We start from the raw sequence: 19,598 nt of genomic DNA on the forward strand, positions 1-19,598 counted from the left end.
TTTCCTGCCTATTACTCGTCAATCAAATTGCTGTTTTCTTGTCGTTGCCTCCGGCTATTTCCGGAGGCATTCAGGCTCGCCTGAAATCACATGAGGATATCTGTGATGAAGAAAACACATACCATTCTTAACCGTCACCAACTGCTCGATCTGGCCGCCCTGCAGGGTTGGCTGGAACATAATCTGGATCCGGTTCAGCGCGCCGATCAACTGCTGACCCTGCGTCCGGAAGAGCTCAACTGCATCTTTGACACCCTGCCAATTCCGCAAGGGGCCGAACTGCTTGGCTCGCTCTCGGCCGAGAGTGCCGGGCGCCTGTTGCAGCGGCTCCATGGCAGCATCGTCAGCGTGTTGCAGGAGGCCATTCCCCGCCGCGAGATGGTCGCCATCCTGCGCAAACTGGGTCGTCAGGATCGCACCATGTTGCTGGCTCGCTTCCCGACCCAGGCGCAGGCCATGTATTACTCCCTGCTGGATTGGCCCACCGAGTCGGTGGGGGCCAACATGCGCCACGAATATCTGGCGGTGCGGGAGGAGGACACGGTCGGTCACGCCAAACAGCTGATCCACGATGCCTGGGACAATGCCCAGCTGTTTCGCCATATCTATGTGGTCAACGGGGATGGTCGTCTGCAAGGGAGCCTCTCCCTCAAGGCCTTGCTGATCGCTGACCCGCTGGCCAACGTCGCGACCCTGATGGATCGGGAGACGGTGCGGATCAACGCTCGTGCGGATCAGGAGTTGGCAGCGCGCCTGCTGATCGACCGCGACCTGTCGGTATTGCCTGTCGAGGATCAGGGGCGACTGGTCGGTATTTTCCACGTCGATGATGCGGCGGATATTCTGGAGCTCGAATCCACCGAGGATGCCGAGATGCAAGGGGGCTCATCACCGCTCGATACCCCTTACTTGCAGGCGACGCCCTGGCAGCTGTGGCGCAAACGGGTGGGCTGGCTGCTCATCCTGTTTGTGGCGGAAGCTTACACCGGCACCGTGCTGCGGGCATTTGAGGAGCAGCTGGAAGCGGCCATCGCGCTGGCCTTCTTTATCCCCTTGCTGATCGGTACTGGTGGTAACAGCGGCACCCAGATCACCACCACCATAGTACGAGCCATGGCGGTCGGGGAGGTGAGTCTGCGCAATCTCGGCACAGTGCTGAAAAAGGAGCTCTCCACCGGTCTGCTTATCTCGGGGGCCATTGCCATGGCGGCCTGGGTACGGGCATGGAGTCTCGGTGTCGGTCCCCAGATTGGCATGGTGGTGACCTTTACCATCATCGCCATCGTGCTCTGGAGTGCTACGGTCGCGTCCATTATTCCCATGGTGCTGCGCCGTTTCCGCATCGATCCGGCGGTGGTCTCTGCGCCATTCATCGCGACACTGGTGGATGGCACCGGCCTTATCATCTACTTCGAGATGGCCAAGTGGTTGTTGCCCGAGTTGCAGTAACCGGGAGATTGAGATGCAAAAGGCAGCCAGTGGGCTGCCTTTTTCATTTATCTTTCCGGTTTAGCCTAGCTGGAACAACAGTGGCCAGCCCTGCTCCTGGCAATAACGATGCTCCTTCTCCAGATTCTGCATCAGGAGACGGTTCTCCTCGCACCAGTCGATCGGCAGGGTCACGACCAGCTGATCGCCTTGCACTGCGACTTTCCACTCAGGCAGCAGGTTGTCCTGGCGCTTGTGGTGAGCGGCGACCGCGAGGCGCAGGATGCGGATGCAGCGCAGCACCGTCTGCATGTCGTGGTTGGGTAGGGGCGGCAGCTCGGAGAGCTTGAGCCCCTTGCGCTGAAAGCGTACCAGCGCCGCCAGCAGGGCCTGATCGTCCTGGTTGAAGCCGGGCAGGTCGGTGTGTTGCAGGATATAGGCGGAGTGACGGTGAATGCCGCTGTAGTTGATGGCAAGGCCAATTTCGTGCAGCCGCGCCGCCCAGCCGAGGATGGCGCGATAGGGCTCTATCTCCATCTGCCAGGGCTCTTGCAGGGCATCGAACAGCGTCAGCACGCTCTGCTCCACCCGGGCGGCTTGTTTGCGGTCCATCCGGTAGTGGGTACCGAGCGCCTGTGCGGTGCGTTCGCGAATATCGTGGTGCTGCAAGCGCTCCTCGAATTCATAAAGCAACCCTTCACGCAGGGCACCGTCGGAGTAGTCAAGCCGCTCGATGGGCAGCGAGGTAAACAGCCCGAGCAGGATGGCGACCGCGGCGGCAAACACCTCCTGGCGCTCCTCGGTAAGCCCTGTCAGCTTGAGGTTATCGACTCGCTTGCGCTCAATCATCAGCGCCTTGAGCCGCTCCAGCCCCTCCAGCGTGATGCTGCCGTCAGTCAGCCCTTCGCCTTGCAGTACATCCCGTACCGTACGAATGGAGCCTGAGCTGCCAAGGCAGCTCTGCCAGCCCAGCTTGCGGTACTGGTTGACGATGGGGGCGAGTTGGTGCTGCGCCTCCAGCACGGCATTGGTGAAGTGCTTGTCGCTCAGCTTGCCGCTGGCAAAGAAGCTCTGGGTAAAGCTGACGCAGCCCATCTTGCGACTGGTGAGGGCCTTGTGTTCAAACCCTTCACCGATGATGAGTTCGGTGCTGCCGCCGCCGATATCGATCACCAGTACCTGGCCCTCGATATGCTGGGTATGGGCAACACCCTGATAGATGAGACGTGCCTCCTCCTGCCCGCTGATTATCTCGATGGGGTGGTTGAGCACCTTGGCAGCTTCACTCACAAATTCGCGGGCGTTGCTGGCACGGCGCAGGGTATAGGTACCTGCGATGCGGATCTGGTCCGGCTTGATGTTGGTGAGCCGCTCGGCAAACAGCGACAGACAGGCGAGGCCGCGTTCCATCGCCTCCGGGCTCATCCGCTTTTGTTCATCCATCCCTTCCGCCAGCCGCACCCGCTCCTTGATGCGATCGACGATGCGAAAACGCCCTTCGCTCAGATGGGCGATCACCATGTGAAAACTGTTGGATCCGAGATCCACGGCGGCATAGAGACTATTGTCCATTGTTTGACTCGATACGTTTGAGATAGTCGTAAATCGCCACCTGAGAGCGGATCTTGCGGCGGTTGCCCCGCTTCACATATTCGTTCTGCTGGTCGGCATCAATGACCCGCGCCTTGCAGGTATCACTCAGTTGTAGCTCGAGAATGTCCATGATGCGCTGCTTGAGCCGCTCATCATAAATGGGGGTGCCCACCTCGATCCGGCCGTCGATATTGCGGCTCATCCAGTCGGCGCTGGAGATATAGAGCTGGGGGTTGCCCTTGTTGTGGAACACCATCACCCGCGGGTGCTCGAGGAAGCGGTCGATGATGCTGATCACCTTGATGTTGTCACTGAGGCCCGGCACGCCCGGACGCAGGGCACACATGCCCCGGATGATCATCTGGATCGGCACCCCGGCCTGCCCGGCGGCATAGAGACGGTTGATGAGATCCTTGTCCACCAGATTGTTGATCTTGAGGATGATACCGCTCGGCTGGCCCGCCTTGGCGTTGGAGAGCTCATTGTCGATGAGGCGATAGAGCTGACGGCGGCTGTTGATGGGGGAGACCAGCAGGTGGTTGAATTTGTAACGCTTATAGGGGTACTCGATGTATTCAAACACCCCTTCCACTTCGGCGGTGATATCCGGATTGCGGGTGAGCAGCGAGAAGTCGGTGTAGATCTTGGCGGTCTTCTCGTTGAAGTTGCCGGTACCGATATGGGCGTAGCGCACCGCCTCGCCATTTTCGTGGCGGGTGATGAGGCAGAGCTTGGAGTGGATCTTGAGGCTCGGCACCCCGAACACCACCTTGACCCCGGCATCGGTGAGAATATTGGCCCAGTCGATGTTGGCCGCTTCGTCGAAACGGGCGCGCAACTCGACCACCACGGTCACCTTCTTGCCGTTGTTGGCGGCATCGATGAGGGAGTGGATGATCCGCGACTTCTTGGCGACCCGGTAGATATTGATGCGAATGGCGCTCACCGCCGGATCGAACGCCGCCTGGCGTACCAACTCGGTGAAGTGGTGGAACTTGTGATACGGGTAGTAGAGCAGGATATCCTGCTTGGTAATCGCATCGAAGGCGTTGACGAAGCCGTCAAAATCGCGGCAATCCAGGGCCGGCAGCTTGGGGTTTTCCAGATAGTCACGGCCCACGTTGGGAAAGCCGATGAAATCCTTGAAGTTGTGATAGCGTCCGCCCGGCATGATGGCATCGTAGGAGCTGATCTGCAGCTTGAGCTTGAGGAAGCTTATCATGGCAGCGGGCATCTCCCGCTCGTAGACGAAGCGCACCGGCATGGCGGTGAGGCGCTGCTTCAAGCCGTCACTCATCTTGTCCACCAGGCTCAAGTCCAGCTGGTCGGAGAGATCATATTCGGCATCCCGGGTCAGCTTCACCGCATAGGCGGCAATCTCGTCGTAGTCGAAGAAGCCTTTGAAGATCTCGTCGAGGCAGAAGCGGATGACGTTATCCAGAATGATGATCTGCTTCTTGCGGCGGGTCCCTTCCGGCGGCAGCTGGAAGAAGCGGGGGAGGTCGTCGGTCGGCACTTCTACCAGGGCGTACTGGATCACCTGACCGTTCTTCTTCATCTCGATGGCCAGATAGGTGTACTCATCCTTGAGGAATTTGACCGGATTGACCTCTTTGTTGAGCAGGATCGGGATGATGTGACGCAGCACCTTCTCCTTGAAGAAGACCCGCAGCCACTTCTGAATGGCATCGGAGAGCTGGTTCTCGTTGACCAGAAAGATGTTGTGGCGGGCCAGCGCAATCAACAGCTCTTTATAGGTATTGTCGAACGCTTCACCGAGCGCCATCACTTTTTGCTGGATGGCGCGCAGCAGCACTTTCGCTTCATCGTCGCCACCATGTACTTCATTGATGAGGATGCGACGCTTGACGTCCGATACCCGTACCTTGAAGAACTCATCCTGGTTGGAGGAGAAGATCCCCAGAAAACGAACCCGCTCGATGAGGGGCACCGTCTTGTCCATTGCCTCTTGCAACACCCGTTCATTGAATGAGAGCCAGCTCAGCTCTTTCTCTTCATACTGCTTGTCGGTGCTCATCTTGTGCCTCTGTTTCAGGTCGCGTCTGCGCGGCAGTTATGGCGTTAATATATGACAAATAAATGACAGTATTGTTACTGCTCGCTGAACGCTTCGTCGATGTCGACCACCAGATCGTCGGAGAGGGATTCCAGCGCGGTGATAAGCGTATCCATCGCGAGCCCGTCGGGCAGGGCAACCAGCGCATGGGCATAGAAGAGCGGGGCGCCGGAGTGGGGAGCCGGTTCACAGCCGGTGGTGAGATCGGCCACGTTGATCTCGAGCTGGCGCAGGATGCTGGCTACTTCATGGACAATACCGGGGCGGTCGTTGCCGGTCACCGTCATCATGACTTGATGGGCTGGCTCGGCGGTAGGTGTCCCTTCGGCAAAGCTGATGGTCAGACCCGGTAGCAGGGCCAGTGCTTCGCACAGGCTGCGATAGTGCTCATCGGGGACAGAGACATGGAGGATACCGGCAAACTGTCCCGCCAGTTCGCTCATGGCGCTGCCCAGCCAGTTGCCCTGCTCGCGGCTGATGACTGCAGCCAGACTCTCGACGATCCCGGGTTTGTCTGCACCGATCACGGTGACCACCAATTGCTTTTGCATCCTGCTCTCCTTGAAATGGGATTTCTTGCTCTATCCCTATTGTGCCTGCTGGGACTGGTCATATGAACCCCCGCCTGCTGACAAATAGATAAAAAGACGGGACTTTTCACTTTCCATACACGGGTCTGCTGCCTTGCTCCGTGGCGGCTGTGGTAAAGTGATTCCCCTTTCGTGTCGTGAACTGGATCGTGCTCTCATGAATACCCTTGTCCTATCGGGATTGTTGTTGCTGGCGCTGCTTGTGCTGGCGATCTTCTGGAGCAGAGGCAGACAGCAAAAGCGCCTGCCCTATGATGTGCAGGAGACCCTGTTCAGTCCCGCCGAGCGATCCTTCCTCGGGGTGCTGGATCTGGCGGTGGGTGACAAGGCCCGGGTCTTTGCCAAGGTACGGGTGGCCGATGTGCTGACGCCGCAGGCCGCGATCGGCAAAAGTAAATGGCAGCAGTACTTCAACAAGATCAGTGCCAAGCATTTCGACTATCTGCTTTGCCACCCCGCGGATCTCTCCTTTATCTGCGCCATCGAACTCGATGACAGCTCCCACCGTCACCAGAAGCGCAAGACGCGGGATCTCTTTCTGAAAACCGCCTGCGACAGCGCCGGTCTGCCGTTGCTGCAGATCCCGGCAAGTGCCAGCTATCTGGTGGAAGAGCTGCGCGAACAGATCCTGCCGCTGCTGGTCAAAACCAGCGAACCATTGATCGACGATTTGCCGCACGGGGCGCGCCGCGAGCCGACGTTCAACCCTCTGCTGCTGGACGGCGTGGATGTAGGTGCCGGGATGCGTGGCCGTACTGCCCATGCCGAGGCGATCTCGCCTGCGTCGCTCCACGAGCCCGCCATTCAGGCCAAGGGGGTGATGGAGGCGCCGCAGAGTGAGGGTGAACTGGTCGATGGTTTGTTCGCCGATGTAGAGGATGACGAGGAGCATGAAGTACAGCACTGCCCCCGCTGCGATGCGCCGCTGGTGGAGCGGGAGGCGAAAAAAGGCCCCCACGCCGGTCGACTCTTTCTGGCTTGCAGCCGTTTTCCCGAGTGTCGTTACGCGGCGCCGCACCACCATAATCGCCACTGAATGCGCTTCACCGTGTCCCATGCTGCCCTCTGACGAGGGCAGCTTTCTTTCCGCTATTGGCTGCGTTTGTTAACTGCGCCAATGCAGAAAATTCCTCGGCAAAATTTATCTAATCTCCCGTTTCTGTCGATACACTTAGCCTGAATACGACAATTTTTGACAATACGTCGGAATTTTGGCACTTTGTGTGCCAGCAAAAAGACAGTCGGTAGCTGTTTTATCATTAAATAAAACAATAAGTTAGTTCAGGACATCGCGAGGAATGGATATGGTGGAGATGGGCGTGTTGATTGTTGATGCCGATGCGCAGCGGCGCCAACAGTTGGGAACCGTGCTCTCGTTTATGGGGATCCCGTGGCAGGAGGTGGCACAGAGCGATCTGGATGTGGCCATCGAATCCTCCGGCCCGCTGCAAGGGGTGCTGGTGGGGGAGCTGACCGACCGTCCCTTGTCAGAGCTGCTGGCCGCCTTCCCCCGTACCCCCTTCCTCTCGCTGGTTGAGGCAGATCTGCCCAACAGCAACTTTATCGGGGTCGCGCTCTCGCCTTTTACCTATGAATCCCTCACCCGTCATCTGCACTTCTGTCAGGCCTTTGTATCCTTGCATCCCCGTCAGCAGACCCATGACAAGGGGCAGGCCCTGCTGCGTTTGCTGGTGGGCAAAGGGAAGGGGATCCAGGAGGTACGCCGCCTTATCAGCCAGGTGGCCGAGACCGATGCCAACGTGCTGATCCTCGGCGAGTCCGGCACCGGTAAAGAGGTGGTGGCGCGCGCTATCCACGAACTCTCTTCCCGCAGCAGTGGCCCCTTCGTGCCCATCAACTGCGGCGCTATTCCCGCCGAGCTGCTGGAGAGCGAACTGTTTGGCCACGAGAAGGGGGCGTTTACCGGTGCCATCGCGGCTCGTCGCGGTCGCTTCGAGCTGGCGCAGGGGGGCACCCTGTTCCTCGACGAGATCGGCGACATGCCGATGCCGATGCAGGTCAAACTGCTGCGGGTGTTGCAGGAGCGGTTGTTCGACCGGGTCGGTGGCGGCAAGCCCATTCAGGCCGATGTGCGCATCATAGCGGCTACCCACCGGGATCTGGAGGCGATGATCCGCACCCAGGGTTTTCGTGAAGATCTCTACTACCGCCTCAACGTCTTCCCCATTGAGACGCCGCCGCTGCGGGATCGCATCGACGACATCCCGCTGCTGCTGCAGGAGCTGCTCAACCGCCATGCCGAGCAGCACCACGGTTTTATTCGGCTGACTCAGCGGGCGCTGGAGTCGTTGATGCAGTACCCCTGGCCCGGCAACGTGCGCGAGCTCTCTAACCTGCTGGAGCGACTGCTGATCCTCTACCCGCACCAGATCGTCGATGTGGCCGATCTGCCGAGCCGTTATCGCCTGCTGCCGAGCGAGCCGCGGGATGAGCGGCTGACCGAGATGGATGAACGGGATGCGCTGGCGGCGGTGTTCCAGGATCCGCCCGAGCTGGATCACGCCCTCGCCTCGGCCCGCACCATGCAGCTGCCGGAGGAGGGGGTCAACCTCAAAGAGATGCTGGCCGACCTTGAAGTGGAGCTGATCCGTCAGGCGCTGGAGTCTCAGGACGGGGTGGTGGCCCGCGCCGCCGATCTGCTTGGCATGCGCCGTACCACCCTGGTGGAGAAGATGAAAAAGTACGGGATGAGCAAGGACGTCTGAGGGTCAAAGCCTTGACGCAAATGCGCAATTCATTGTTTTAGTTCATATAATTTAGTGGCATGGAAATTGAATAACCTGACCCAATAGCCAGTTTGAGGTCAGGTTTATGACAATCCAGCAGCAGGACATGCCACTCCAATCCCACGAAGTGAGCCAGCTCTATGCCATCTTCAAGGCGCTCCCCACCGGGGTGTTGCTGCTTGACGGGGCAGGGGTGGTCACCCGCGCGAATCCGGCGGCCATCTCCTTGCTGGGGGAGCCGTTGGAAGGGGAGCTCTGGCGCCACATCATTGCCCGCTGCTTTGAGCCGCGCGAGGATGATGGCCACGAGATCTCCCTGCGCGACGGGCGCCGGGTGCAGCTCTCGACCCAACCGCTGCCTGATCAGCCCGGCCAGCTGGTCTTTATCAATGACCTGACCGAAACCCGTAAACTGCAAGACCGCATCAACCACATGAAGCGGCTGTCGGCGCTGGGCAATATGGCGGCCTCGCTTGCCCACCAGATCCGCACGCCGCTCTCCGCTGCCATGCTCTATGCCGCCAACCTGGCCAACCGTACCCTCAAGCCGGAATCTCGCACTCAGTTTCAGCAAAAGTTGATGGCCCGTTTGCAGGATCTGGAGAAGCAGATCAACGACATCCTGCTGTTTGCCCGCAACGGTGACAATCAGGTGGTCACCCCCATCTCGGTACAAGGGCTGCTGGCCGAAGTGCAGGCCGGTGCCGAGGCCTTTTGCCAGCAGCAGGGCTGCGAGTTGCACATGGAGGCGCCGGAGCCCGATCTCTGTCTGCTGGCCAACAGCAGTGCGCTGGCGGGGGCCATCAACAACCTGATTGCCAATGCCCAGCAGGCAGGGGCCACCTCGCTGCTGGTCAGCGCGGTGCGCAGCGGTGCCCGGGTGGAGATGCGGGTCATCGATAATGGCAAGGGGATCCCTTCCCATCAGCTCGGTCAGGTATTCGAACCCTTCTTTACCACTCGCTCCCAAGGCACTGGTCTCGGGCTGGCGGTGGTGCAATCTGTAGTGCGTGCCCATCAGGGGGAGGTCGGTGTGGCCTCGGTTCCCGGTGAGGGCACCTGCTTTACTCTGTCGTTCCCCCTGCATCAGCAACCGGTGCAGCTTGGAGGTGTAGCATGACACAGGCCAGGATCCTGGTAGTTGAAGATGACAATGGCCTGCGCGAAGCGCTGGTGGATACCCTGTTGCTCGGCGGTTATGAGTGCCGTGAAGCGGACAGCGGCGAGCGGGCTCTGCTGGCCCTCTCCCGTCAGCCGTTTGACATGGTGATCTCCGATATCCAGATGGGGGGGATGGACGGTCTCACCTTGCTGGCCACCATCCGCCAGCAATATCCGCAGATCCCTGTGCTGCTGATGACCGCCTACGCCAACATCGACGGTGCGGTGCGTGCCATGCGTGAAGGGGCCATCGACTATCTGGCCAAGCCGTTCTCGCCGGAGGTGCTGCTTAATCAGGTTAGCCGCTATGTGCCAGCCCAGAAGGTGGAGAAGCGCGCCGTGGTCTATGGGGATCCCAAAACTGCCGAGCTGTTCCAGCTGGCGACCCGGGTGGCCAGAAGTGAAGCGACCGTGATGGTGACCGGCCCGAGCGGAACGGGTAAAGAGGTGCTGGCCCGTTACATTCACGACAACTCCAGCCGCGCCGAGCAGCCTTTCGTAGCCATCAACTGCGCCGCCATTCCGGAAAACATGTTGGAGGCGACCCTGTTTGGCTACGAGAAGGGGGCTTTCACCGGTGCGGTACAGGGGTGCCCGGGCAAGTTCGAACAGGCGCAGGGGGGCACCCTGCTGCTTGACGAGATCACCGAGATGGATCAGGGGCTGCAAGCCAAATTGCTGCGGGTGTTGCAGGAGAAAGAGGTGGAGCGGCTCGGCAGTCGCAAGATGATCCCGCTGGATGTGCGGGTCATCGCCACCAGCAACCGGGATTTGAAAAAAGCGGTGCAGGATGGCCTGTTCCGCGAAGATCTCTACTATCGCCTCAACGTCTTTCCGCTGCGCTGGTCTGCCCTCTGTGAGCGGCCCGGCGACATTCTGCCGCTGGCGGAGCACCTGCTGGCACTTCATGCCAGTCAGCAGGGGCTACCGACACCACAGTTGACAGATGCCTCGCGGGATCGGCTGCTGGCCCACCCCTGGCCCGGCAATGTGCGGGAGCTGGACAACGTGGTACAGCGCGCCCTGATCCTCACCCCGGACGGGGTCATTGATTGTGACCACCTCATTCTGGAGGAGCTGGATGAGCAGGAGATGGAGTTTGTCAGCGTGGAGCGCAGCTATGGTGGCGATCGCCTCGGCAGCGAGCTCAAGCAGCAGGAGCACCAGATCATCCTCGACACCCTGCAAGATTGTAACGGCAGCCGCAAGGCGGTGGCCGACCGACTAGGCATCAGCCCGCGCACCCTGCGCTACAAGCTGGCCCAGATGCGGGAGGCGGGGATCGACCTGCCAGCCTGAGGCATGTAGGGAAGCCGCACTGTGTGGGGGCTGTCATGGTCTTGACGGCCCGGCTCGATTATCATGGGGCCCTTGGCGCTTTGAGCCTGGGCCCTGTTTTTATTGGTAAAGCAGGGGACCGAGCCTTAATAAGGGACCCCTATGATCTCTCATCGAAAACTCGAAACCGTACTGAATCATCTGCTCGAACCGCACGCCATCAAGGATTACTGCCCCAACGGCTTGCAAGTGGAGGGGCGTGAGCGTATTCGCAAGGTAGTGACCGGTGTCACCGCCAGTCAGGCGCTTATCGACGCGGCGGTGGCTGCCGAGGCCGATGCCATTCTGGTCCATCACGGCTACTTCTGGAGCGGTGAACCGGCCCAGATCACCGGCATGAAGCAGCGTCGGCTCAAGACCCTGCTGACCCACGATATCAACCTGTTTGCCTACCATTTACCGCTGGATGTCCATCCCGAGGTGGGTAACAACGCCCAGCTCGCCAAGCTGCTCGACATCAAGGTGCGTCGTGGTCTGGAGCCGTGGAACAGCAAGAGCGTCGCCATGGTGGGCAAGCTGGAAGAGCCGATGAGCGGCCGCGATTTTGCCAAGCTGATTGCCGAGCGCCTTGGCCGTGAACCACTCTATTGTGGCGATACCGGCCCCGAGCTTATCCGTTCCGTGGCCTGGTGCACCGGCGGCGGTCAGAGCTACATCAATCTGGCGGCGGAGCAGGGCATCGATGCCTTTATCTCCGGTGAAGCCTCCGAGCAGACCATTCACACCGCTCGCGAGATGGGGATGCACTTCTACGCCGCTGGCCATCACGCCACAGAGCGTTACGGCGTCAAGGCGCTGGGGGAGTGGCTGGCGACTGTGCACGGGCTGGATGTGACCTTTATCGATATCGACAATCCGGTGTAGGGTCGCTTGGCCGCGTAGCGGCGTAATCGGACCGGACCTAAGTCATCGTGTGGTAGGTAGAAATGACAAGGGAGGCTTAAGCCTCCCTTGTTGTATCTGACATGCAGTTGTTGGCGGTTACTCGCAGGCGTAACCCGCGGGGCCCAGCAGGGCGCCATCCAGTTGCACGGCGCCATCTATCATCTGCAGCCTGCCTTCGCAGAACCAGCGCACCACCAGCGGGTAGATGCTGTGCTCCTGCGCCTGTACCCGTGCCGCTACCTCCTCCGCCGTGTCCCCTTCAAAGATGGGCACGCGGGCCTGCAGGATCACCGGGCCGCCATCCAGTTCTTCGGTGACGAAGTGGACGCTGGCGCCGTGTTCACTGTCACCGGCATCTATGGCGCGCTGGTGGGTGTGCAGGCCCTGATACTTGGGCAGCAGGGAGGGGTGGATATTGATCATCCTGCCGGCGAAATGGCGCACCAGATCGCCGCTCAATATCCGCATAAACCCGGCCAGCACCACCAGATCCGGCTGATAGTCTGCCATCAGCGCCAGCAGGGCGGCGTCATACTCCTCCCGGCTGGCAAACTGCTGCTGGGCCAGAATAGAGGTCGCCACGCCTGCTTCTTTAGCGCGAACCAGACCATAGGCATCGGCCTTGTTGCTGATAACGCCGACCACTTCACCGGCAATCTTGCCGCTGGCGCAGTGGTCGAGGATCGCCTGCAGGTTGCTGCCGCTGCCGGAGATTAGGACGAGGATCCGCATCATTTGATGACGACCTGCTCCTCACCGTCTGCTGCCTTGGCGATATGACCGATGTGCCATGCGTTCTCGCCTTCCGCCTTGAGCAGGGTCAGCGCCTTCTCCAGCTGGTTGGCGGGCAGGGCGATGATCATGCCGACACCGCAGTTGAAGGTGCGATACATCTCGTGACGGGTGACGTTGCCAGCCTGCTGCAGCCAGCTGAACACCGCCGGCCACTGCCAGCTCTGCTCGTCGATCACCGCTTGAGTATTGGCAGGCAATACGCGGGGGATGTTCTCCCAGAAGCCGCCACCTGTGATGTGGGAGAGGGCGTGGATCTCGCACTCCTTGATGAGCTTGAGCACAGGTTTCACATAGATGCGGGTCGGCTCCAGCAAGGCATCTGCGAGGGTGCGGTCACCCAGCGGCTGATGCACGTCGGCTTTGGAGACTTCCAGAATTTTACGGATCAGGGAGAAGCCGTTGGAGTGAGGGCCGCTGGCGGCCAGGGCGATCAGGGCATCCCCTTCACCGACCTTGCTGCCGTCGATGATTTCGCTCTTCTCCACCACACCGACGCAGAAACCGGCGATGTCGTAGTCTTCCCCTTCATACATACCCGGCATCTCGGCGGTCTCGCCGCCCACCAGGGCACAACCTGATTGCTCGCAACCGGCACCGATCCCGGTGACTACCGCGGCCGCGGTGTCCACGTCCAGCTTGCCGGTCGCATAGTAGTCGAGGAAGAACAGCGGCTCGGCGCCCTGTACGATCAGGTCATTGACGCACATGGCCACCAGATCGATGCCCACGGTGTCGTGCTTCTTCAGGTCGATGGCCAGCCGCAGCTTGGTGCCCACACCATCGGTACCGGAGACCAGTACCGGCTCCTTGTAGCCCGCAGGGATTTGACACAAGGCCCCAAAGCCGCCAAGACCACCAAGGACTTCAGGACGACGAGTGCGCTTTGACACGCCCTTGATACGTTCAACCAGTGCATTGCCGGCATCGATATCTACGCCAGCATCCTTGTAGCTCAGTGAGGTTTTGTCAGTCACGAGTATTCCCCGTCATGTAAAGAAGTGGAGGGTAAAATTCGGGGCGTATTCTAACAGTGGCGGTGAAAAACCAGAAAGGAAATCGTTTGCGCGTTTTTGCGCGGAAATGCTCTACAAGCGGTGGCTTTTGTTGTATGATTCCGCGATTTTTTTGCGGCAGGTTAGAGGAGATAATAATGAAAGTCGTTGAAGTCAAACACCCCCTGGTCAAACACAAGATCGGTCTGATGCGTGAAGGCGATATCAGCACCAAGCGTTTCCGTGAACTGGCCAAAGAAGTGGGCAGTTTGTTGACCTATGAAGCGACCTCTGACTTCGAAACCGAGAAGGTTATCATCGATGGCTGGAATGGGCCAGTAGAAGTTGACCAGATCAAAGGCAAGAAGGTAACCGTCGTACCTATCCTGCGTGCCGGCCTTGGCATGATGGATGGCGTGCTGGAGCACATGCCGAGTGCCCGCGTCAGCGTGGTCGGTATCTACCGCGATGAAGAGACCCTGCAACCGGTTCCCTATTTCGAGAAGATCGTCAGCAACATCGAAGAGCGTCTGGCGCTGGTCATCGATCCGATGCTGGCCACCGGCGGCTCCATGATCGCCACCATCGATCTGCTGAAGAAGAAAGGCTGCCAATCCATCAAGGTGCTGGTACTGGTTGCCGCGCCGGAAGGGATCAAGGCGCTGGAAGCCGCTCACCCTGACGTAGAGCTCTATTGCGCTTCTGTCGATCAGGGGCTGAACGAGAAAGGCTACATCGTGCCGGGTCTGGGCGATGCAGGCGACAAGATCTTCGGTACCAAATAAGTTTATGCCTTGACCTGCTTCCCATGTGGAAGGGGTGATCGGAGCCGGCGCATCGCCGGCTCTGCTGTTTGTGGCCGCTTGCGCCAGTCTTGCCGCAGGACGCGCCTTGCCGCTACCATAAGCACACTCTCCCATTTCGAGACTCTGTTCATGTTCAAACGTGTTGTGACCGCCCTCTGCTGCGGCTTGTCATTTATGGCCTCGGCCGCTCAGGTGACCGACCTCTATCAGGGCAAGGCCCCGACCAGTGGTGACATGGTGGCCGCTCAAGGGCAGGCACTGGGTCAGGTGCTGATCAAGGTGACCGGCAAGCGCGACATCCTCACCCAGCCGGTGGTGGTCAAGGCGCTGGCGGCCCCGGGCGACTATGTCAAAAGCTATGGCTATCAGGATCAGGACTCCGTCAAGTATCTGAAAGCCGAGTTCAAGAGTGACAAGGTCAACAGCCTGGTCTCCGAGAGCCAGTTTGCCCTGCTTGGCCCGGCTCGTCCCCAGATGGCCATCTGGCTGGTGGTGGATCAGGGTGAGCGTCGCTTGCTGGCGGATCAATCCAGCGATGGTTGGGCGCAAGCCTTGCGCGAGCAGGCCCAGACGCTGGGGCTGCCCATCAGCATTCCGCTGATGGATCTCGATGACAACATGGCGGTCAGTGCCACCGATGTCTGGGGACGCTTTGCCGACCCGATTTTGCAGGCAAGTCAGCGCTATGGCGCCGAGATGGTGGTGTTGGGCAAGCTGACACCGGAAGGTGACAAGTGGAGCATCGATTGGGGACTCTACGGCCCCAAAGCAGCCGGTGAAGTGGCCGAGCTGACCCGTGGCAATAGCACCGGCACTCAGGCCGAAGTGGCGCAAGGGTTTGCCGATACCCTGGCGGCCTGGCTGGTGAAAAACTACGGTGCCCGCATTTCGGGTCCGGCAACCAGCCAGACCCTGGTGGTGGATGGCCTCTCCGAAGTAGACAGCATGATCGCCGTGCAGAAGATGCTGCAGGGAATGGCCAACGTCAGCAAGGTGGCGATCGGCAAGCTGGAGGGGGACCAGGTTACCTTCAACTTTACCCTGCAAGGGGATCAGGCCGAGCTGGTGCGGGCGCTGCAGCTTGAGAGTCGTTTGCGCAAGGTTGACGATAATGGCAGCGGTTTGCGTTACCAATGGTCGCAGCCCTGATTTTATAAGGCTTTTGTAGACCGCCCGGCTTGCCCGGGCGGTTCTCTATCTGCCTTTGCGATGATACACTTAGCCACAAATGTCACAGTCAAAGCCCAACGAGTGAAGCAACCGGCCCAACTGTCTTTAGCCGTACAACTACCGGATGATGAAACCTTCGTCAGTTTTTATCCCGGCAACAATGCTCATCTGATCACCGCCCTCAAGAATGCGGCCATCGGTCAGGGATCGCCTTTCCTCTATTTCTGGGGAGCCAAGGGATCCGGACGCTCTCATCTGCTCCACGCCACCTGTGCCGAGGTCAACGCCCGCGATGCGGCGGCGGCCTATCTCTCCCTCGATCAATTTGAACAGCTCGACCCCAGCATGCTTGATGCCCTCGAAAGCCTGCCGCTGGTCTGTCTAGACAGCCTCGAGGCGATCGCCGGCAATGCCGTGTGGGAGCGGGCGCTGTTCGATTTCTACAACCGCTGGCAGGAGAAGGGCGAGGGGACGCTGGTGGTCACCGGCTGCAGCGCACCGCGCAAACTGGGGCTGCAACTGCCGGATCTCGCTTCGCGCCTCGACTGGGGTGTCAGTTTCCATCTCGAAGAGCTGGATGATGAAGGCAAGCTCAGTGCCCTGCAGCTGCGTGCCGAGCTGCGGGGCTTCAAATTGCCCATCGATGTGGGCCGCTTCCTGCTCAACCGACTCTCCCGCGATATGCGCACCCTGCTCACCACTCTCAATCAGCTCGACAACGCCTCATTTCGCGCCAAGCGCAAGCTGACCATCCCCTTTGTCAAAGAGATCCTCGAGCTCTGATCCTCTCTGCGGTGTGTGGTTGTGGCCTGACTTTCGTTTGAATGGCAGATAAAAAGAAACCCCGGCTTCAGGCCGGGGTTTTGCTATTTCAAGGCAGCTCTCTTATTAGTGGAACTGATCTTCTTCGGTGGAGCCGGTCAGCGCGGTGACCGAGGATTGGCCACCCTGAATGACGGTGGTCACCTTGTCGAAGTAACCGGTACCGACCTCCTGCTGGTGTGCCACGAAGGTGTAGCCACGGCTGGCGGCGGCAAATTCCGGCTCCTGCACCATCTCGACGTAGTGCTTCATCCCTTCGCCACGGGCGTACTGGTAGGCCAGCTCGTACATGTGGAACCACATGTTGTGGATACCTGCGAGGGTGATGAACTGGTACTTGTAGCCCATGTCGGAGAGCTCCTGCTGGAAGCGGGCGATGGTGGCATCGTCCAGATTCTTCTTCCAGTTGAAGCTCGGGGAGCAGTTGTAGGCCAGGATGCGATCCGGGAACTTGGCCTTGATTGCTTCGGCAAATTTACGCGCTTCGTCCAGATCAGGCTTGGCGGTTTCACACCACACCATGTCGGCGTAGGGTGCGTAAGCCAGACCGCGAGCGATGGCCTGATCGATACCGGCACGTACCTTGTAGAACCCTTCGGCAGTGCGCTCGCCAGTCAGGAAGTCTGCATCGTACGGGTCGGCGTCGGTGGTCAACAGGTCAGCGGCGTTGGCGTCGGTACGGGCGATCACCAGGGTGGTGGTGCCGCACACATCAGCTGCCAGACGGGCGGCAACCAGCTTCTGCACCGCTTCCTGAGTCGGTACCAGCACCTTGCCGCCCATATGACCGCACTTCTTGACTGATGCCAGCTGATCTTCGAAGTGCACGCCAGCGGCGCCCGCTTCAATCATCCCCTTCATCAGTTCGAAGGCGTTCAGCACGCCGCCGAAACCTGCTTCAGCATCGGCCACGATCGGCAGGAAGTAGTCGATAAAGCCCTCATCCTGAGGTCCTACCTTGTTGGCCCACTGGATCTGGTCGGCACGGGCGAAGGAGTTGTTGATGCGCTCCACCACGGACGGTACCGAGTTGGCCGGGTAGAGGGACTGATCCGGATACATAGTGGAGGACAAGTTGTTGTCCGCCGCCACCTGCCAGCCGGAGAGGTAGATCGCCTCGATCCCCGCCTTGGCCTGCTGCACCGCCTGACCACCGGTCAGGGCGCCGAGGCAGTTGACATAGCCTTTCTTGGCGTCGCCGTGGATCAGACCCCACAGCTTGTCGGCTCCACGCTGGGCTAGGGTGTGCACCGGCTGCAAGCTGCCGCGCAGGTTCACCACATCTTCGGCGCTGTAGCCGCGCTTGATCCCTTTCCAGCGGGGGTTTTCCGCCCAGTCTTTCTCGATAGCCTGGATCTGTTGCTCACGGGTCAGTGCCATATCAGTTCCCTCTTTCATTGATTTCACGTTTCCATTGACTTGTTATTGGCGAGCCCCGCTGGGGGCCCGTGATTCAGAGCCGCTCGTAACCGGGCAGCGTCAGAAAATCGATCAGGGTGTCGGCGCAGGTGATCTCTTCCATCAGTTCGCCTGCCTCGGCAAAGCGTCCTGCCTGCCAGCGTGCTGTGCCCACCTCGGCTTTGACTACCTCCAGCTCCTCGGCCAGCATCTGGCGGAACAGCGCCTTGGTCACCACCTTGCCATTCGACAGGCTCTTGCCGTGGCGGATCCACTGCCAGATGGAGGTGCGGGAGATCTCGGCGGTGGCGGCATCTTCCATCAGACCATAGATAGGCACGCAGCCGTTGCCGTTGATCCAGGCTTCCAGATATTGCAGGGCGACCCGGATATTGGTGCGCATCCCCGCCTCGGTGCGCTCGCCCTCACAGGGTGCCAGCAGGTCGGCGGCGGTGATGGGGGCATCCTGCTCGCGCAGCACGCCAATCTGGTTCTTGGCGCCAGCCGCAATGGTGGCGTTGAACACCGCCATGGCGGTATCAGCGAGGCCAGGGTGGGCGACCCAGGTACCGTCGTGGCCGTTGTTGGCTTCGCGCTCCTTGTCGGCCTTGACCTTGGCGAAGACCTGCTCGTTGACGGCCGCGTCCTTGGCCGGAATAAAGGCGGCCATACCGCCCATCGCCAGCGCACCGCGCTTGTGACAGGTCTTGATCAGCAGCCGCGAGTAGGCGGAGAGGAACGGCTTGTCCATGGTCACCACCTGACGATCAGGCAGGACCCGATCCGGATGGTTCTTCAAGGTTTTGATATAGCTGAAGATGTAGTCCCAGCGGCCGCAGTTCAGCGCAACGATGTGATCCTTCATCTGATAGAGCAGCTCATCCATCTCGAACACGGCTGGCAGGGTTTCAATCAGCACGGTGGCCTTGATGGTGCCACGGGGCAGACCGAACTTGTCCTCGGTCCAGGCGAACACCTCGCTCCACCAGCGCCCTTCCAGATGGCTCTGCAACTTGGGCACGTAGAAGTAGGGGCCCGAGCCTTTGGCCAGCAGCGCCTGATAGTTGTGCAGGAAGTAGAGAGCAAAATCGAACAGGCCGCCGGGGATGGGCTCGCCATCGAAGGTGACATGTTTTTCCGGCAGGTGGAGACCGCGTACCCGGCAGATGAGGACGGCCGGATCGGTGCTCAGGGTATAAGCCTTTCCTTCCGGGCTGGTGTAAGAGATGGTGCCGTTGACCGCATCGCGCAGGTTGATTTGGCCCTCGATCACCTTATTCCAGGCGGGAGCCAGTGAATCCTCGAAATCCGCCATGAACACCTTGACGTTGGCGTTGAGGGCGTTGATCACCATCTTGCGTTCGACCGGGCCTGTGATCTCCACACGGCGGTCTTGCAGGTCGGCGGGAATGCCGCGAATGGTCCAGTCACCTTCACGGATGTGGGCGGTTTCCGGCAGGAAGTCCGGCAGCTCGCCGCCATCGATACGGGCCTGGCGTGCCACACGTTGTTTCAGCAATTCCCCTCTTTGGGGAGCAAAACGTTCCACCAGTTCGGAGACCAGAGCCACCGCGTCCGGCGTCAGAATTTGCGCGTATTCGGGTTGCATCTCGCCCTGGATGCGAAGGCGGGCGCTGCAGTGGGTCTGAGCCGGTGCCGACATAAGGTTCACTCCTTTGAGAATTACATTTTGAACTTACTAACTACGACTAAAGTCGAATCCCTGTTCCTGAAACGTTCCCGCAACAACGGGGTAACACGATTGATAAGGTGCGAAATATTGTTGAGTACGTCAA

At 59.8% G+C, this 19,598-nt stretch carries 16 protein-coding genes; 9 read left to right on the top strand and 7 right to left on the bottom strand.

The window, feature by feature from the left end:
* Nucleotides 1-105: 105 nt before the first annotated feature.
* Nucleotides 106-1,449, top strand: coding sequence for a magnesium transporter (gene mgtE / locus I6L47_RS00120; protein ID WP_216948359.1), 1,344 nt, complete (start codon nt 106-108; stop codon nt 1,447-1,449).
* Between the two features lie 60 nt (nt 1,450-1,509).
* On the opposite strand, the gene ppx is transcribed toward mgtE, so the two are convergent.
* From ppx to I6L47_RS00135, 3 genes are all read right to left on the bottom strand, one after another.
* The gene (ppx, locus tag I6L47_RS00125) at nt 1,510-3,000 is read right to left on the bottom strand and encodes an exopolyphosphatase (RefSeq protein ID WP_042052939.1); all 1,491 of its coding nucleotides are present in this window, start codon (nt 2,998-3,000) and stop codon (nt 1,510-1,512) included.
* On the bottom strand, nt 2,990-5,059 hold the full coding sequence (gene ppk1, locus I6L47_RS00130; protein ID WP_005350671.1) for a polyphosphate kinase 1: 2,070 nt from the start codon (nt 5,057-5,059) through the stop codon (nt 2,990-2,992). The genes ppx and ppk1 overlap by 11 nt, the downstream gene beginning before the upstream one ends.
* A 74-nt stretch (nt 5,060-5,133) precedes the next feature.
* Nucleotides 5,134-5,649, bottom strand: coding sequence for a glycine cleavage system protein R (locus tag I6L47_RS00135; protein WP_047437655.1), 516 nt, complete (start codon nt 5,647-5,649; stop codon nt 5,134-5,136).
* A gap of 196 nt (nt 5,650-5,845) precedes the next feature.
* Between I6L47_RS00135 and I6L47_RS00140 the strand changes: the two genes are divergently transcribed.
* The 5 genes from I6L47_RS00140 to I6L47_RS00160 all read left to right on the top strand — a co-directional run bounded on the left by I6L47_RS00140 (nt 5,846) and on the right by I6L47_RS00160 (nt 11,798).
* Nucleotides 5,846-6,724, top strand: a complete 879-nt coding sequence (locus tag I6L47_RS00140) for a DUF2726 domain-containing protein (protein ID WP_216948360.1) — start codon at nt 5,846-5,848, stop codon at nt 6,722-6,724.
* A 268-nt stretch (nt 6,725-6,992) separates the two neighbouring features.
* Nucleotides 6,993-8,414 carry a sigma-54 dependent transcriptional regulator gene (locus I6L47_RS00145; protein WP_031227792.1) on the top strand — a complete coding sequence of 474 codons (1,422 nt, stop codon included), beginning with the start codon at nt 6,993-6,995 and terminating at the stop codon, nt 8,412-8,414.
* 106 nt (nt 8,415-8,520) lie between these two features.
* Entirely contained in the window at nt 8,521-9,555 is a 1,035-nt protein-coding gene (locus tag I6L47_RS00150) for a PAS domain-containing sensor histidine kinase (protein ID WP_005334126.1), read from the top strand.
* Nucleotides 9,552-10,895, top strand: a complete 1,344-nt coding sequence (locus I6L47_RS00155; protein ID WP_201906328.1) for a sigma-54 dependent transcriptional regulator — start codon at nt 9,552-9,554, stop codon at nt 10,893-10,895. The genes I6L47_RS00150 and I6L47_RS00155 overlap by 4 nt, the downstream gene beginning before the upstream one ends.
* 141 nt (nt 10,896-11,036) lie before the next feature.
* Nucleotides 11,037-11,798, top strand: coding sequence for a Nif3-like dinuclear metal center hexameric protein (locus tag I6L47_RS00160; protein ID WP_005350685.1), 762 nt, complete (start codon nt 11,037-11,039; stop codon nt 11,796-11,798).
* A 117-nt stretch (nt 11,799-11,915) separates the two neighbouring features.
* Here I6L47_RS00160 and purN read toward each other — a convergent pair whose 3' ends face one another.
* Nucleotides 11,916-12,554: a phosphoribosylglycinamide formyltransferase gene (gene purN / locus I6L47_RS00165; RefSeq protein ID WP_194496720.1), complete on the bottom strand. Its 639-nt coding sequence runs from the start codon at nt 12,552-12,554 to the stop codon at nt 11,916-11,918.
* Nucleotides 12,551-13,588 (bottom strand): phosphoribosylformylglycinamidine cyclo-ligase, encoded by a 1,038-nt coding sequence (gene purM / locus I6L47_RS00170; RefSeq protein WP_042080181.1) that lies wholly within the window; start codon nt 13,586-13,588, stop codon nt 12,551-12,553. The genes purN and purM overlap by 4 nt, the downstream gene beginning before the upstream one ends.
* A 176-nt stretch (nt 13,589-13,764) precedes the next feature.
* Here purM and upp point away from each other — a divergent pair, with 176 nt between their 5' ends.
* From upp to hda, 3 genes are all read left to right on the top strand, one after another.
* On the top strand, nt 13,765-14,391 hold the full coding sequence (upp, locus tag I6L47_RS00175) for a uracil phosphoribosyltransferase (protein WP_005334115.1): 627 nt from the start codon (nt 13,765-13,767) through the stop codon (nt 14,389-14,391).
* A 150-nt stretch (nt 14,392-14,541) separates the two neighbouring features.
* A complete protein-coding gene (locus I6L47_RS00180) occupies nt 14,542-15,561 on the top strand; it encodes a DUF2066 domain-containing protein (RefSeq protein WP_058056056.1) in 1,020 nt (339 codons plus the stop codon).
* Nucleotides 15,562-15,663: 102 nt separating this feature from the next.
* Complete coding sequence (hda, locus tag I6L47_RS00185; RefSeq protein WP_013723920.1) at nt 15,664-16,365, top strand: DnaA inactivator Hda; 702 nt, start codon at nt 15,664-15,666, stop codon at nt 16,363-16,365.
* A gap of 105 nt (nt 16,366-16,470) precedes the next feature.
* Here the strand turns inward: hda and aceA are convergent, their stop codons facing one another.
* Nucleotides 16,471-17,784 (bottom strand): isocitrate lyase, encoded by a 1,314-nt coding sequence (gene aceA / locus I6L47_RS00190; protein ID WP_005344572.1) that lies wholly within the window; start codon nt 17,782-17,784, stop codon nt 16,471-16,473.
* A gap of 73 nt (nt 17,785-17,857) precedes the next feature.
* Complete coding sequence (gene aceB, locus I6L47_RS00195) at nt 17,858-19,465, bottom strand: malate synthase A (RefSeq protein WP_216948361.1); 1,608 nt, start codon at nt 19,463-19,465, stop codon at nt 17,858-17,860.
* Nucleotides 19,466-19,598 lie beyond the last annotated feature (133 nt).

This window comes from Aeromonas sp. FDAARGOS 1417 (genome assembly GCF_019046985.1).
Lineage (GTDB): Bacteria > Pseudomonadota > Gammaproteobacteria > Enterobacterales > Aeromonadaceae > Aeromonas > Aeromonas veronii.